This window comes from Pseudomonas sp. B14(2022), assembly GCF_012030485.1.
Lineage (GTDB): Bacteria > Pseudomonadota > Gammaproteobacteria > Pseudomonadales > Pseudomonadaceae > Aquipseudomonas.
On the sequence record NZ_JAAUVM010000021.1, the window covers coordinates 66,302 to 81,033 of the forward strand.

General features: G+C 61.6%; 17 protein-coding genes. All 17 read left to right on the forward strand.

From position 1 onward, the window contains the following. Positions 1-3: 3 nt before the first annotated feature. Positions 4-768, forward strand: a complete 765-nt coding sequence (gene fliH, locus HCF10_RS24645) for a flagellar assembly protein FliH (protein WP_131698573.1) — start codon at positions 4-6, stop codon at positions 766-768. Then, entirely contained in the window at positions 758-2,116 is a 1,359-nt protein-coding gene (gene fliI / locus HCF10_RS24650; protein WP_131698572.1) for a flagellar protein export ATPase FliI, read from the forward strand. Before fliH ends, fliI begins: the two co-directional genes overlap by 11 nt. A gap of 3 nt (positions 2,117-2,119) precedes the next feature. Continuing rightward, positions 2,120-2,569: a flagellar export protein FliJ gene (gene fliJ / locus HCF10_RS24655; protein WP_027603853.1), complete on the forward strand. Its 450-nt coding sequence runs from the start codon at positions 2,120-2,122 to the stop codon at positions 2,567-2,569. Between the two features lie 95 nt (positions 2,570-2,664). Continuing rightward, positions 2,665-2,970, forward strand: coding sequence for an STAS domain-containing protein (locus HCF10_RS24660; RefSeq protein ID WP_131698571.1), 306 nt, complete (start codon positions 2,665-2,667; stop codon positions 2,968-2,970). Continuing rightward, positions 2,967-4,685 carry an ATP-binding SpoIIE family protein phosphatase gene (locus HCF10_RS24665; protein ID WP_167656602.1) on the forward strand — a complete coding sequence of 573 codons (1,719 nt, stop codon included), beginning with the start codon at positions 2,967-2,969 and terminating at the stop codon, positions 4,683-4,685. The genes HCF10_RS24660 and HCF10_RS24665 overlap by 4 nt, the downstream gene beginning before the upstream one ends. 30 nt (positions 4,686-4,715) lie before the next feature. Beyond that, a complete protein-coding gene (locus HCF10_RS24670; protein ID WP_131698569.1) occupies positions 4,716-5,060 on the forward strand; it encodes an Hpt domain-containing protein in 345 nt (114 codons plus the stop codon). A gap of 86 nt (positions 5,061-5,146) precedes the next feature. Beyond that, a complete protein-coding gene (locus HCF10_RS24675) occupies positions 5,147-6,484 on the forward strand; it encodes a flagellar hook-length control protein FliK (protein ID WP_167656603.1) in 1,338 nt (445 codons plus the stop codon). 160 nt (positions 6,485-6,644) lie between these two features. Continuing rightward, positions 6,645-7,151, forward strand: coding sequence for a flagellar basal body-associated protein FliL (gene fliL / locus HCF10_RS24680; protein WP_131698567.1), 507 nt, complete (start codon positions 6,645-6,647; stop codon positions 7,149-7,151). Positions 7,152-7,160: 9 nt separating this feature from the next. Beyond that, complete coding sequence (gene fliM, locus HCF10_RS24685) at positions 7,161-8,129, forward strand: flagellar motor switch protein FliM (RefSeq protein ID WP_131698566.1); 969 nt, start codon at positions 7,161-7,163, stop codon at positions 8,127-8,129. Between the two features lie 56 nt (positions 8,130-8,185). After that, a complete protein-coding gene (gene fliN / locus HCF10_RS24690) occupies positions 8,186-8,653 on the forward strand; it encodes a flagellar motor switch protein FliN (protein ID WP_027603860.1) in 468 nt (155 codons plus the stop codon). 1 nt (position 8,654) lies between these two features. Next, entirely contained in the window at positions 8,655-9,089 is a 435-nt protein-coding gene (gene fliO, locus HCF10_RS24695; RefSeq protein ID WP_131698565.1) for a flagellar biosynthetic protein FliO, read from the forward strand. Further along, positions 9,089-9,832 carry a flagellar type III secretion system pore protein FliP gene (gene fliP / locus HCF10_RS24700; protein WP_053133261.1) on the forward strand — a complete coding sequence of 248 codons (744 nt, stop codon included), beginning with the start codon at positions 9,089-9,091 and terminating at the stop codon, positions 9,830-9,832. The genes fliO and fliP overlap by 1 nt, the downstream gene beginning before the upstream one ends. Before the next feature lie 18 nt (positions 9,833-9,850). Beyond that, positions 9,851-10,120, forward strand: coding sequence for a flagellar biosynthesis protein FliQ (gene fliQ, locus HCF10_RS24705; RefSeq protein WP_027603863.1), 270 nt, complete (start codon positions 9,851-9,853; stop codon positions 10,118-10,120). Between the two features lie 4 nt (positions 10,121-10,124). Next, the gene (gene fliR, locus HCF10_RS24710; protein ID WP_027603864.1) at positions 10,125-10,910 is read left to right on the forward strand and encodes a flagellar biosynthetic protein FliR; all 786 of its coding nucleotides are present in this window, start codon (positions 10,125-10,127) and stop codon (positions 10,908-10,910) included. Between the two features lie 3 nt (positions 10,911-10,913). Continuing rightward, positions 10,914-12,050 carry a flagellar biosynthesis protein FlhB gene (gene flhB, locus HCF10_RS24715; RefSeq protein ID WP_131698564.1) on the forward strand — a complete coding sequence of 379 codons (1,137 nt, stop codon included), beginning with the start codon at positions 10,914-10,916 and terminating at the stop codon, positions 12,048-12,050. Positions 12,051-12,167: 117 nt separating this feature from the next. After that, positions 12,168-12,374 (forward strand): cold-shock protein, encoded by a 207-nt coding sequence (locus tag HCF10_RS24720; protein ID WP_131698563.1) that lies wholly within the window; start codon positions 12,168-12,170, stop codon positions 12,372-12,374. A gap of 236 nt (positions 12,375-12,610) precedes the next feature. Next, positions 12,611-14,725: a flagellar biosynthesis protein FlhA gene (flhA, locus tag HCF10_RS24725; protein WP_205885876.1), complete on the forward strand. Its 2,115-nt coding sequence runs from the start codon at positions 12,611-12,613 to the stop codon at positions 14,723-14,725. Positions 14,726-14,732 lie beyond the last annotated feature (7 nt).

Genomic DNA, 14,732 nt, shown 5'->3' on the forward strand with positions numbered 1-14,732 from the left:
CCCATGTCGAACAAAGATGAGGCGCCCAGCGATCTGATTCGCGCACGGGACGTCGGTGGGTTCGACATCTGGTCGTTGCCCAGCTTCGATCCGCATGTGCCCGAGCCTGAGCCGGAACCGGTGGAAGAACCTCCAGTGGAAATGGAAGAAGTGCCGCTGGAGGAAGTCCAGCCACTGACCCTGGAAGAGTTGGAAAGCATTCGTCAGGAGGCCTACAACGAAGGTTTCGCCGCGGGCGAGAAAGACGGTTTTCGCAGCACCACCCTCAAGGTTCGCCAGGAGGCCGAGGCGGCGCTGAGCGTCAAGCTGTCGAGCCTGGAGCGGCTGATGGGCAACCTGTTCGCCCCTATCGCCGAGCAGGATTCGCAGATCGAAAAATCCATGGTCGGTCTGGTGCAGCACATCGCCCGCCAGGTGATCCAGCGCGAACTGGTGCTGGATTCCAGCCAGATCGAAAGCGTGATGCGCGAAGCCCTAAAGCTGCTGCCCCTGGGCGTCGGCAATGTGCGGCTGTACATCAACCCGCAGGACTTCGAGCAGGTCAAAGCGATGCGCGAGCGCCACGAAGAAACCTGGCGCATCGTCGAAGATGCGGCGCTGCAGCCCGGCGGTTGCCGGGTCGAGACCGAGCACAGCCGCATCGATGCCACGGTGGAAACCCGCATCAGCCAGATCATGGCCAAGCTGCTTGATCAACAACACGAGCAGGCGCTGAACCCCGCCGAGCCGGACCTGAGCGTAGACCTGGACGCCCCCGATGCGCCTTGATCGCACCAGCTTCGCCAAGCGCCTGGGCGGCTATGCCGAGGCCACCGAATTGCCTGGCCAGCCGATCCTCGAAGGGCGCCTGTTGCGCATGGTCGGCCTGACCCTCGAAGCCGAAGGCCTGCGCGCCGCCATGGGCAGCCGCTGCATGGTGATCAACGACGACAGCTACCACCCGGTGCAGGTCGAAGCCGAAGTGATGGGCTTTTCCGGCAACAAGATTTTCCTCATGCCCGTCGGCAGCCTGGCCGGTATTGCCCCCGGCGCCCGCGTGGTCCCGTTGGCCGACACCGGTCGCCTGCCCATGGGCATGAGCATGCTCGGCCGGGTGCTGGACGGCGCCGGTCGCGCGCTGGACGGCAAGGGCGGCATGAAAGCCGAAGACTGGGTGCCGATGGACGGCCCCACGATCAACCCGCTCAACCGCAACCCCATCAGCGTGCCGCTGGACGTGGGCATTCGCAGCATTAACGGTTTATTGACGGTCGGCCGTGGCCAGCGTCTGGGCCTGTTCGCGGGTACGGGGGTGGGTAAGTCGGTGCTGCTGGGCATGATGACGCGCTTTACCGAGGCCGACATTATCGTGGTGGGCCTGATCGGCGAGCGGGGCCGCGAGGTGAAGGAGTTCATCGAACACAGCCTCGGCGAAGAAGGCCTCAAGCGTTCGGTCGTCGTTGCGTCGCCAGCGGATGATGCACCGCTGATGCGTTTGCGCGCGGCCATGTACTGCACGCGCATCGCCGAATATTTTCGCGACAAGGGCAAGAACGTCCTGTTGCTGATGGACTCGCTCACCCGGTTCGCCCAGGCCCAGCGGGAAATCGCCCTGGCCATCGGCGAGCCGCCAGCCACCAAGGGCTACCCGCCGTCAGTGTTCGCCAAGCTGCCCAAGCTGGTGGAGCGCGCCGGGAATGCCGAGGCTGGCGGTGGCTCGATCACCGCCTTCTACACCGTATTGTCCGAAGGCGATGACCAGCAGGATCCCATCGCCGACTCGGCGCGGGGTGTGCTCGACGGCCACATCGTGCTGTCACGGCGTCTGGCGGAGGAGGGGCACTACCCGGCCATCGACATTGAAGCGTCCATCAGCCGGGTCATGCCGGCGGTGGTCACGCCGGAGCATATGGCCCGCGCGCAGCAGTTCAAGCAGCTGTGGTCGCGTTATCAACAGAGCCGCGATTTGATCAGCGTTGGCGCCTACGTGGCCGGTGGTGACCGCGACACGGACCTGGCGATCGCGCTGCAACCGAAGTTGGTGACCTATTTGCGCCAGGGCCTCAACGACAAGATCAGCATGGGTGAAAGCGAAGCGCATTTGCAGTCCATCTTTGCCCCTGCGCCAGGCGGTTAAGCCATGGCCAACAGCCGCGCAGCGCGCCTGGCCCCGGTGGTGGACATGGCCGAAAAGGCCGAAAAAACCGCCGTCCAGCGCCTGGGTTACTTCCAGGGCCAAGTGCGCTTGGCGGAAAGCAAGCTGGGCGACCTGGAGCGCTTTCGCGGCGAGTACCAGCAGCAATGGATCGAGCGCGGCACCCAGGGGGTGTCGGGCCAATGGTTGATGGGTTACCAGGGCTTTCTCAATCAGCTGGAAACTGCCGTCGGCCAGCAGCGCCAAAGCCTTGCTTGGCACCAGAACAACCTCGACAAGGCCCGCGAGAGCTGGCAGCAAGCCTTCGCTCGCGTCGAAGGGCTGCGTAAATTGGTGCAGCGCTACATCGACGAAGCGCGAGCGCTGGAAGACAAGCGCGAGCAGAAATTGCTCGACGAACTGTCCCAGCGCCTCCCGCGCCAATCACAATACTGACGGTTGCCCGCCCCCCCCATTTGATCTGCTGTGTTGCTGGTATCCCATTCGCCTGCTACACCTTGTGTCTATGTCTATGACAAGGAAGCAGTCGCATGTCAATCGAGTCAGAAGTATCCCTGGACGGGAAGAAGTTGACGATCGTAATCAAGGGGCGGTTCGATTTCAGCAGCCACCAGACATTTCGTGACGCTTACGAGCGTTTCTACAAGGTGCCTGAGTTGTATGTGGTCGACCTGAAAGAAACCACTTATATGGACAGTTCGGCCCTGGGCATGCTCCTGCTGTTGAGGGACCATGCCGGCGGCGATGAGGCGGAGGTCCAGGTGATCAACACCAACTCCGATGTGCGCAAAATCCTCGCCATCTCCAACTTCGACAAATTGTTCGACATCAATTGAGCGCCCAGGCCCCCGCTGTTGAGCCGCTGACGATCCTGATCGCCGAAGACAGCGCCGCCGACCTGCTGTTGCTGTCGACCATTGTGCGGCGCCAGGGGCATCAGGTGCTCACAGCGACCAATGGCGAGGAGGCCGTTGAACTGTTCGCGCGCGAGCGTCCGCAACTGGTGTTGATGGACGCGATCATGCCCGTGATGGATGGCTTGGCCGCCGCGCGGTGGATCAAGCAGTTGGCGGGGGAAGAGCTGGTGCCGATCATCTTCCTCACGTCCCTGCGCGAAAGTGCCGCCCTGGCCGAGTGCCTGGATGCCGGCGGCGATGATTTCCTGCCCAAACCCTACAACCAACTGATCCTGGCGGCCAAGATCAACGCCATGGACCGCCTGCGTCGGCTGCAAGCCACCATGCTGCAGCAGCGCGACCAGATCGCCAGGCACCATGACTACCTGCTGCGTGAGCAGCGGGCGGCCAAGGCGGTGTTCGATAAAGTCGCCCACTCGGGCTGCATCAACGCGGCGCCGAATATCCGCTACCTGCAATCGCCCTATGCGCTGTTCAACGGTGACCTGCTGCTGGCGGCGTACACGCCGTCGGGTGACATGCACGTGTTGCTCGGCGATTTCACCGGCCATGGCCTGCCGGCGGCGGTGGGCGCCATGCCCCTGGCGGAAGTGTTCTACGGCATGACCGCCAAGGGCTACGGCCTGGCGCAGGTCCTGCAGGAGATGAATGCCAAGCTCAAGCGCATCCTGCCGGTGGACATGTTCTGCTGCGCCACCTTGTTGTGCCTGAGCACGCAGCGGCGGGTGGTGGAGGTGTGGAACGGCGGCATGCCCGAAGGCTATGTGCATGAAGTCGCCAGCGGCAAGCGCACGCCGCTGCAGTCGCGGCATTTGCCGTTGGGGGTGCTGTCGGTGCAAGCCTTTGATGATCGCACCGAAGTCTGGCCGATGGCCCTGGGTGACCGGGTGTTCCTGTTGTCCGATGGTGTGCTGGATACCGCCGACGCCAATGACCAGCTGTTTGGCGTTGAGCGCTTGCAGCAGGTCTTTGCCGCCAACCGTGAGCCCGACCGGCTGTTCGACGACATCGAGCAGGCCCTGGTGGCCTTTCGCGGTGTGACGCGGGATGACGTGAGCATGGTGGAGATCACACTGAGTCCCGGGCAGCCGCTGCGGGCCACCGGGCCGTTGTATGCCGACAGCGGCCAGTCGTGCCCGCTGGATTGGTCGGTGAGTTTCGAATTTCGTGCCGAAACCCTCAAGCGTTACAACCCCTTGCCCTACCTGCTGCAACTGCTGCTGGAGATCCAGGGGCTGCGCGAGCAGAGCGGGGCGCTCTACAGCGTAATGGCCGAGTTGTATTCCAATGCGCTGGAGCATGGTGTGCTGGGCCTGGACTCGCGGCTCAAGCGCGATGCCCAGGGCTTTACCGAGTATTATCGCCAGCGCAATGACCGCCTGGCGCAGTTAAACAGTGGTTATGTGCGGGTGCATGTGCAGGTGGTACCCACCGAGGCGGGCGGCAAGATGACCCTGTGCCTTGAAGACAGTGGGCAAGGGTTCGACGTGGAGCAGGTGCTGGCCCGGCCGCTGGACATCGACTGTCTGTCTGGCCGAGGCTTGAGCCTGGTGCGCCAACTGAGCAGCGAGGTGCGCTGGTCCGACGGCGGGCGCAGTGTCTGCGTAGAGTTTTGCTGGGGGGCTCTGGCATAATCCGCCGATTCTTGATCAGGGAGCGAGCAAGTGGCTGAGATTCATATGGACCCGAACGTGTTGTCGGGTTTGCAGGAGGTCATGGAAGGCGAGTACCCCAAGTTACTCGATACCTTCCTCGATGACTCCCAAAAACGCGTCGAAGCGTTGCGCAAGGCGCGGGACGACGCCAAGGCACTGGGGCGTATTGCCCATAGCTTCAAAGGCAGCAGTGGCAACCTCGGCGCAGTGCGGTTGGCGCATTTGTGCCAGCGGTTGGAGGCGGAGTCCGTTGAGGCTGCGGCGGACCTGGGGGCGCTGGTGGACCAGATTGATCATGAGTTTGCATTGGTGAAGCCGATGTATGAGTCGGAGCGGCAGCGGTTCCAGATTTGATTCCATCAGTTTGAAAACCTGGCCCGGCTCTTGCTATATCTCCTGATACTGCATCCCCGATCCCCATGCAGTGGAGACCTTTACCTATGCCAGTCGCCCCGAATTCGCTTCTTCAGGCTGCCCCTGCGGCCAAGCCTCAAGTGCCTGCCGTCAATCCACCGGCAGTGGCTGCGGACCCACGGGACAAGGGCCCTGGCTTCGCTCAAGTGTTCGCCAGCCAAGGTTCCAAACCCACGGTCAAGGCTGATGACAACTCGGCCAAGCCCACGCGGGACAAGCCTGCCGATGCCAGCGCCAAGCCTGCGGCGGGCAACGACAAACCTGCCGCCAGCACGCCAGTGGTTGCCGATAGCGGCAATACCTTGCCTGCCAAGCCTGCGGCATCGTCCGACGACACTTCCAGCCAGGATGACGATGCACCTGTGGATCCGGCCCTGGCGCAGCAGCCTCCGGTGGACCCGGAGGTCGACCCGGCATTGATTGCCACGGTCACCCCGGTGGTGGTGCCAGTGCCGGTGGAAACCCCGGCACCCGTTGCCGCTGCCAAGGATGATAAGGCCGCACCCGTGGTTGCAGCGCCAATCGCAGCGACCGAGGAAGCCGCGTCGGCCTTCGATCCTGAGGCCGATCCCCTGGACGCCATGCCGGCCGTACGCCTGGCAATGGAGCAGGGCGGGCATGTGTCGGCCAGCAGCCAGGCACCGGCCAAAACCGTCCCGCCGACCACCCAGGACCAGCCAACCGCCGCCCAGAACTTTGCTGCCGGCCTGGCCACCATGGTCGACCAGCAAGCCACCAAGGACAGTACGGACCAGGGCGGCGACAAGGCCTTCAGCGGCTTGATCGAAGGTGGCCTCAAGGACTTGAAGGAGGCCAGCAGCGACACCCGCGTCGATGACTTCGCCAACCGCCTGGCCGCGTTGACCCAGGCGGCCACGCCGAAAACCGCGAATGCCTTGCCGCCGGTGACGAATGCACCGCTGGCCATGCACCAGAGCGGCTGGACCGACGAGATCGTCAACCGCGTGATGTACCTCTCCAGCGCCAGTCTCAAGTCGGCTGAGATCCAGTTGCAACCGGCCGAACTCGGGCGCCTGGATATCAAGGTCAACATGACCGCCGACCAGCAGGCCCAGGTCAACTTCATGAGCGCCCACCCGGTGGTGCGCGAGGCGCTGGAAAGCCAGTCCGGCCGCTTGCGGGAGATGTTCGCCCAGCAGGGCATGGGGCAGGTGGACGTGAATGTCTCCGACCAGTCCCGTGGCCAGGAGCAGCAGCAACAGCAGGCCCAGACTGCTGGCGTTAGTCGTGGCGGGCGGGGTGGCGACAGCGGCGACAGCGGCAACCACATTGATGTGGCCGAAGCAGTGGCGCCCGTGACTTCGACGGTGATCGGCTCCAGCGCCGTCGATTACTACGCCTGACTTGAGCCGAGTACAAATCCAAAATGTGGGAGGGGGCTTGCCGCCTCCCACATTGTTTTGTGGTGTTCCTTCGTCTCCGCTTACCAGACAACTCTGGCATAACACTTGCTCTTGCCTTCCCGTAGATCTATGAATCCCCGAATAGTGACGGATTATTGGCATGGCGAAGAGCGACGACGCAGCAAAAGCACCCGCACCCGCAGGCAAAGGCAAACTCAAGCTTATCCTGATGATTGTCGTGGGCCTGCTCCTGGCCATCGGCGCCTCGGTGGGCGGCACCTGGTACATCATGCACAGCAGTGCAAGCAAACCGGCACCTGCCGCTGAAACTGCCAGTAACGTCAAGCAACCGGCAATCTTCGAGCCGATGCTTCCGGCCTTTGTCGCCAACTTCAACCAGAACGGTCGCCAACGCTACCTGCAAGTGAGCATCACCTTGCTGGCGCGGAATGCGGCGGACCTGGAGGCGCTCAAGGAGCACATGCCAGTGATCCGCAACAACCTGGTGATGCTGTTCTCCGGGCAGAGTTTCGACGCCCTGGCCACCCCGGTGGGCCAGGAAATGCTGCGCCAGAAGGTCACTGCCAGCGTGCAGGAAGTGGCCCAGAAGGAGCTCGGCAAAGTCGTGATCGAGCAGGCGCTCTTCACTAATTTCGTATTGCAGTAGGATCACCACATGGCCGTGCAGGACCTGCTGTCCCAGGATGAAATCGACGCGCTGTTGCATGGCGTCGACGACGGTCTGGTACAGACTGAAATAGCTGCCGAGCCCGGCAGCGTCAAAAGTTATGACCTGACCAGCCAGGATCGCATCGTCCGTGGACGCATGCCGACCCTGGAGATGATCAATGAGCGCTTCGCCCGTTACACCCGGATCAGCATGTTCAACATGCTGCGCCGCTCGGCGGACGTGGCGGTGGGCGGCGTGCAGGTGATGAAGTTCGGCGAGTACGTGCATTCGCTGTACGTGCCCACCAGCCTCAACCTGGTCAAGATCAAGCCGCTGCGCGGTACCGCGCTGTTCATCCTCGACGCCAAGCTGGTGTTCAAGCTGGTGGACAACTTCTTCGGCGGTGACGGCCGCCACGCCAAGATCGAAGGCCGTGAATTCACCCCCACCGAGTTGCGCGTGGTGCGCATGGTGCTGGAACAGGCCTTCATTGACTTGAAGGAAGCCTGGCAGGCGATCATGGAAGTCAGTTTCGAGTACATCAACTCGGAAGTGAACCCGGCCATGGCCAACATCGTCGGCCCCAGCGAAGCCATTGTGGTGTCCACCTTCCACATCGAACTCGATGGCGGTGGCGGCGACCTGCACGTGACCATGCCGTACTCGATGATCGAGCCGGTGCGCGAAATGCTCGACGCCGGCTTCCAGTCCGACCTGGACGACCAGGACGAACGCTGGGTCAAGGCCCTGCGCGAAGACCTGCTGGACGTCGACGTGCCCCTGAGCGCCACCGTCGCCCGTCGCCAATTGCGTCTGCGGGATATTTTGCATATGCAGCCGGGGGACATCATCCCCGTCGAATTGCCGGACGAAATGATCATGCGCGCCAACGGCGTGCCGTCGTTCAAGGTCAAGCTCGGTTCCCATAAGGGCAACCTTGCGCTGCAGGTGGTGGAGTCGATCACCCGTCGCTGAGCCACCGCTGTTGATGTATCCCTATTTATGAATGTTTGCTCCGCCGAGGACATGTAATGGCTACCGAACACGAAAACACTTCCGCCGAAGACCAGGCCCTGGCTGACGAATGGGCTGCGGCCCTGGAAGAAACCGGCGATGTTGGCCAGGACGATATCGACGCACTGCTGGCCGCGGATGCCGCCACAGCACCAGCGGGTAATCGCCTGCCCATGGAAGAATTCGGCAGCGTGCCGAAGAACAACGACCCGGTGACCCTCGATGGGCCGAACCTGGACGTGATCCTCGACATCCCGGTGTCGATCTCCATGGAAGTGGGCAGCACCGACATCAACATCCGCAACCTGCTGCAACTCAACCAGGGCTCGGTGATCGAGCTGGATCGCCTGGCCGGTGAGCCGCTGGACGTGCTGGTCAACGGCACCCTGATCGCCCATGGTGAAGTGGTGGTGGTCAACGAAAAGTTCGGCATCCGCCTGACCGACGTGATCAGCCCAAGCGAACGCATCAAGAAGTTGCGCTGATATGAAACGGCTGATGGTGGGACTGTTAGCCGCGCTGCCATTGGCGGCGTGGGCGGCGGAGCCGGTGGCCCAAGCTGCCGCTGCGCCCGTCGGCGGCAGTGTCGGCGGGCAATTGACGCAGTTAGTGCTGGGCCTGTTGCTGGTGGTCGGCTTGATCTTCGTGTTGGCCTGGTTGATGCGTCGCGTGCAGAGCATCGGTCCGGGCAATGCCCAGGTCATCGAAATGATCGGCTCGCGCGCCCTCGGCCCGCGTGACCGGTTGGTGCTGGTGCAAGTGGGCGAGGAGCAGATACTGCTGGGCATTACCCCCGGCCGAATCACGCCGCTGCACGTGCTCAAGACTCCGGTGCAAACCACCCAATCCCAGCCCGCCACGCCAGAATTCGCCCAGCGCCTGATGGAGTTGCTGGGCAAGGATCAGAAGGATAAGAAGTAATGCGCGTTTTATTGACGCTCATGCTGTTGCTGGCTGCGCCGTTGGCGTTTGCCGCCGACCCGTTGTCGATCCCGGCGATTACGCTGGGTACCAACGCGGCGGGGGCCCAGGAGTATTCGGTCAGCCTGCAGATCCTGCTGATCATGACAGCGCTGAGCTTTATCCCGGCGTTTGTCATGCTGATGACCAGCTTCACGCGGATCATCATCGTGTTCTCGATCCTGCGTCAGGCCCTGGGCCTGCAGCAGACGCCGTCGAACCAGATCCTCACCGGCATGGCGTTGTTCTTGACGATGTTTATCATGGCGCCGGTGTTCGACAAGGTGAACCAGCAAGCCCTGCAACCGTACCTGGCCGAGACCATCACGGCCCAGGTCGCGATCGACAGGGCGCAAGGCCCGATCAAGGACTTCATGCTCTCGCAGACTCGCTCCAGCGACCTTGAGCTGTTCATGCGCCTGTCCAAGCGCACCGACATCGCGACCCCGGACCAGGCGCCGCTGACTATCCTGGTGCCGGCGTTCGTCACCTCTGAACTGAAGACGGCGTTCCAGATCGGCTTCATGATCTTTATCCCGTTCCTGATCATCGACCTGGTGGTGGCGAGCGTGCTGATGGCCATGGGTATGATGATGCTGTCGCCGCTGATTATTTCGTTGCCGTTCAAGATCATGCTGTTTGTGCTGGTGGACGGTTGGGCGTTGATTATCGGCACTTTGGCCGGCAGTTTCGGAGGGGTGTGATTTGTTAGGTGAAGCAGCATGACCCCAGAAGTCGCCGTTGACCTGTTCCGTGAAGCGCTATGGCTGACCACCGTGATGGTTGCCGTGCTGGTGGTGCCGAGCCTGTTGGTGGGCTTGCTGGTGGCGATGTTCCAGGCCGCGACCCAGATCAACGAACAGACCTTGAGCTTCCTGCCGCGCCTGCTGGTGATGCTGATCACGCTAATTGTCGCTGGCCCGTGGCTGGTGCAAACCTTCATGGAATACATCCTGCAGCTGTACGGCAGTATTCCGCAGTTGATCGGCTGACCGCATGCAATCGCTGCTGGCATTGACCGACACCCAGATCAGCACTTGGGTGGCCTCGTTCATCCTCCCGTTGTTCCGAGTGACGGCGGTACTGATGAGCATGCCGGTGTTCGGTACCACCCTGGTGCCGCGCCGCATCCGCCTGTATTTCGCGGTGGCGATTACCGTGGTGCTCGTGCCCGGCCTGCCGCCGATGCCCCCGGTCAACGCGCTCGACCTCAGTGCCCTGATGCTGATTGCCGAGCAGATCCTGATCGGCTCGCTGCTGGGCTTTTCGCTGCAACTGTTTTTCCAGGCGTTCGTGATCGCCGGGCAAATCATCTCGATCCAGATGGGCATGGGCTTCGCGTCCATGGTCGACCCCACCAATGGCGTGTCGGCGGCAGTGATCGGGCAATTCCTGACCATGCTGGTGACCTTGTTGTTCCTGGCCATGAACGGCCACTTGGTGGTGTTCGAGGTGCTGACCGAAAGCTTCACCACCTTGCCGGTGGGGTCGGGACTGGTGGTCAATCACTTCTGGGAGTTGGTGGGGCGCCTCAGTTGGGTGCTTGGTGCCTCGCTGTTGCTGGTGCTGCCGGCGATCACGGCCTTGCTGGTGGTCAACATCGCGTTTGGCGTCATGACGCGTGCAGCGCCGCAGTTGAACATTTTTTCGATTGGTTTCCCGCTGACCCTGGTATTGGGCATGGGAATTTTCTGGGTCGGCCTGGCCGACATTCTCAATCAGTATCAACCGCTGGCGACCGACGCCTTGCAGTTCTTACGTGATCTGGCACGGGCGCGCTGAGCCATGGCCGAGAGCGAGAGTGGTCAGGACAAAACAGAAGACCCCACGGAGAAACGTAAAAAGGACTCCAGGGAAAAGGGCGAGATTGCCCGTTCCAAGGAGCTCAACACCGTTGCGACCATGATGGCCGGGGCCGGTGCCTTGCTGATCTACGGCGGCGGCCTGGCGCTGGACCTGATGGAGCTGATGAAGCACAACTTCACCTTGCCGCGCGATGTGCTGCTTAACCCCGGCTCCATGGGCCAATACCTGCTGCACTCGGGCAAGATCGCGATATTGGCGGTGCAGCCCATCTTGATCACCTTGCTGCTGGCTGCGCTGATCGGCCCGGTCGCCCTCGGTGGCTGGTTGTTCGCCGCCGGCAGCATGGCGCCCAAGTTCAGCCGCATGAACCCTGCGGCCGGTCTCAAGCGCATGTTTTCCGCCAAGGCACTGGTGGAACTGCTCAAGGCCCTGGCCAAGTTCATCCTGATTCTGTTCGTGGCACTGATGGTGTTGTCAGCCGACATCGACGACCTGCAGCGCATCGCCCATGAACCCCTGGAGTCGGCGATTATCCACAGCGTGCAGGTGGTGGGCTGGAGTGCGCTGTGGATGGCCGCCGGGCTGATCATCATCGCGGCGGTAGACGCACCGATCCAGTTGTGGGAAAGCCACAAGAAACTGCTGATGACCAAACAGGAAGTGCGCGACGAGCACAAGGACCAGGAAGGTCGCCCCGAGGTCAAGCAACGCATCCGCCAACTGCAGCGGGAAATGTCCCAGCGCAAGATGATGGCTTCGGTGCCCGACGCCGATGTGGTCATCACCAACCCGACCCACTACGCCGTGGCTCTCAAGTACGACCCGGAGAAGGGCGGCGCACCGATGCTGCTGGCCAAGGGCAGCGACTTTACCGCGTTGAAAATCCGCGAAATTGCCGTGGCCCACGACATCCTGCTGTTGGAATCACCGGAACTGGCGCGATCAATCTTCTACTCCACCGACCTCGACCAGGAAATCCCCGCAGGGTTGTACCTGGCCGTGGCCCAGGTGTTGGCGTATGTCTATCAGATCCGCCAATACCGCGCGGGCAAAGGCAAGCGCCCGGATCCGCTCAAGGACCTGCCGATTCCGCCGGAATTACGTCGCGATTCCTGATCTCTTACCACTCGTCACTAACGGCCGTCTACCTGTCAACTTTGACAGTAGTCAATCTTATTTCCAGCGCGTTTGATAAGGCTCAGGTCTTAAAAACAAGCAGGGTGGAGAAGGTTAATGGCAACCGGCATCGTAAAGTGGTTCAACGTAGATAAGGGGTTTGGTTTCATCAAGCCGGACGACGGCTCTGAAGATGTATTTGTGCATTACTCGGGGATCGTTTCCAGCGGTTTCAAAAGCCTGGATGAAAACCAAAAGGTCGAATACGTGCTTGCCAATGGTCCCAAGGGACTGCAGGCAACTGAAGTTAAGGCTGTGAACTAGCCGTGGACGTTAGTTTCGCTGTCGGCAATGAATGTACACCGATCCAACTGTGGGAGGGGGCAAGCCTCCTCCCACAATTGGATTGTTTACATCCGATAGAACTCGGGCGCCTGTAGCGATCCACCTCCTCAAAAGCAAAGTTGGAAGGCTTCTTGCAATACCGCCTCCAGGACGCCTCCCGGCGTCAAAAGTTTGCTTCAAGGAAACGAGGAATACCGGTGGTGGATCGCTCTCAAATGCTCGGCACGGCCCGTACGACCCTGACTGACCTCTCGCGGGGCAATCTGGGTGTGCCGTTGTTGTTGCTGGTGATGCTGGCAATGATGATGTTGCCGATACCGCCATTCCTGCTGGACGTGTTCTTCACCTTCAACATTGCGCTGTCGGTCGTGGTGCTGCTGGTGTGCGTGTACGCCCTGCGGCCGCTGGACTTTGCGGTATTCCCGACGATCCTGTTGGTGGCGACCCTGCTGCGGTTGGCGCTCAACGTGGCGTCCACCCGCGTGGTGATGCTCAACGGCCAGGACGGTCACGCCGCCGCCGGTAAGGTGATCCAGGCCTTCGGTGAGGTGGTGATCGGCGGTAACTACGTGGTCGGTGTCGTGGTGTTCGCGATCCTCATGATCATCAACTTCGTGGTGGTGACCAAGGGTGCCGGCCGTATTTCCGAGGTGAGCGCGCGCTTTACCCTCGACGCCATGCCCGGCAAACAGATGGCCATCGATGCCGACCTCAACGCCGGCTTGATCGACCAGAACCAGGCCAAGACCCGACGCCTGGAAGTGGCCCAGGAAGCCGAGTTCTACGGCTCCATGGACGGTGCCAGCAAATTTGTGCGCGGTGACGCCATTGCCGGGCTGCTGATCCTGTTCATCAACCTGATCGGTGGTATTGCGGTCGGGATCTTCCAGCACGGCATGACTTTCGGCGATGCGGGCAAGGTATACGCCTTGCTGACCATCGGTGACGGTTTAGTGGCGCAATTGCCATCACTGTTGTTATCTACAGCTGCCGCCATCATGGTGACCCGTGCTTCGGGCTCCGAAGACATGGGCAAGCAGATCAGCCGGCAGATGTTTGCCTCGCCCAAGGCCCTGGCCGTAGCGGCGGGCATCATGGCTATCATGGGCATCGTGCCGGGCATGCCCCACTTCTCATTCCTGAGCATGGCGGCCCTGGCCGGCGGCGCTGCCTACCTGTTCTGGAAAAAGCAGAATGCGGTCAAGGTCCAGGCCCTGCAAGAAGTTGCGCGCCAGCAGGAACTGCTGCCATCGCCAGCCCGCGCCCAGGAAACCAAGGAGTTGGGCTGGGACGACGTGACCCCGATCGACATGATCGGCCTGGAAGTCGGCTACCGCCTGATTCCGCTGGTAGACCGCAATCAGGGCGGCCAATTGCTCGCGCGGATCAAGGGCGTGCGCAAGAAGCTGTCCCAGGACCTGGGTTTCCTGATGCCTACCGTGCATATCCGCGACAACCTCGACCTGGCCCCGAGTGCCTACCGCCTGACCCTGATGGGCGTGATCCTGGCCGAAGCCGAGATCTACCCGGACCGCGAGCTGGCGATCAACCCCGGCCAGGTGTTCGGCAGCCTCAACGGCATTACCGCCAAAGATCCGGCTTTTGGCCTGGAGGCGGTGTGGATCGAAATCAGCCAGCGCAGCCAGGCGCAGTCCCTGGGCTACACCGTGGTGGACGCCAGTACCGTGGTCGCCACTCACCTCAACCAGATCCTCTACAAGCACTCCCACGAGCTGATCGGCCACGAAGAAGTCCAGCAATTGATGGGCTTGCTCGGCAAGGCCTCGCCAAAACTGGCGGAAGAACTGGTGCCGGGCGTGCTGTCGTTGTCGCAACTGCTCAAGGTGCTGCAGGCGCTGCTGGCCGAACAGGTGCCGGTACGCGACATCCGCAGCATTGCCGAGGCTATCGCCAACAATGCCGCCAAGAGTCAAGATACTGCCGCGTTGGTGGCGGCGGTGCGTGTCGGATTGTCCCGCGCAATCGTGCAAAGCATTGTAGGGCTTGACTCCGAGCTGCCTGTGATCACCTTGGAACCAAGGTTGGAACAGATATTGCTCAATAGTATTCAGAAGGCAGGACAAGGCCAGGAAGAGGGCGTTCTGCTGGAACCAAGCATGGCTGAGAAACTGCAGCGTTCGTTGATCGACGCCGCACAGCGCCAGGAAATGCAGGGCCAACCGGTGATTCTGCTGGTGGCGGGTCCGGTCCGGGCGATGTTGTCGCGGTTTGGACGTCTGGCAGTACCGAATTTGCACGTCTTGGCTTATCAGGAAATTCCTGACAACAAGCAAGTGACTATCGTCGCGACAGTAGGGCCCAACGGCTGAGGGTAGT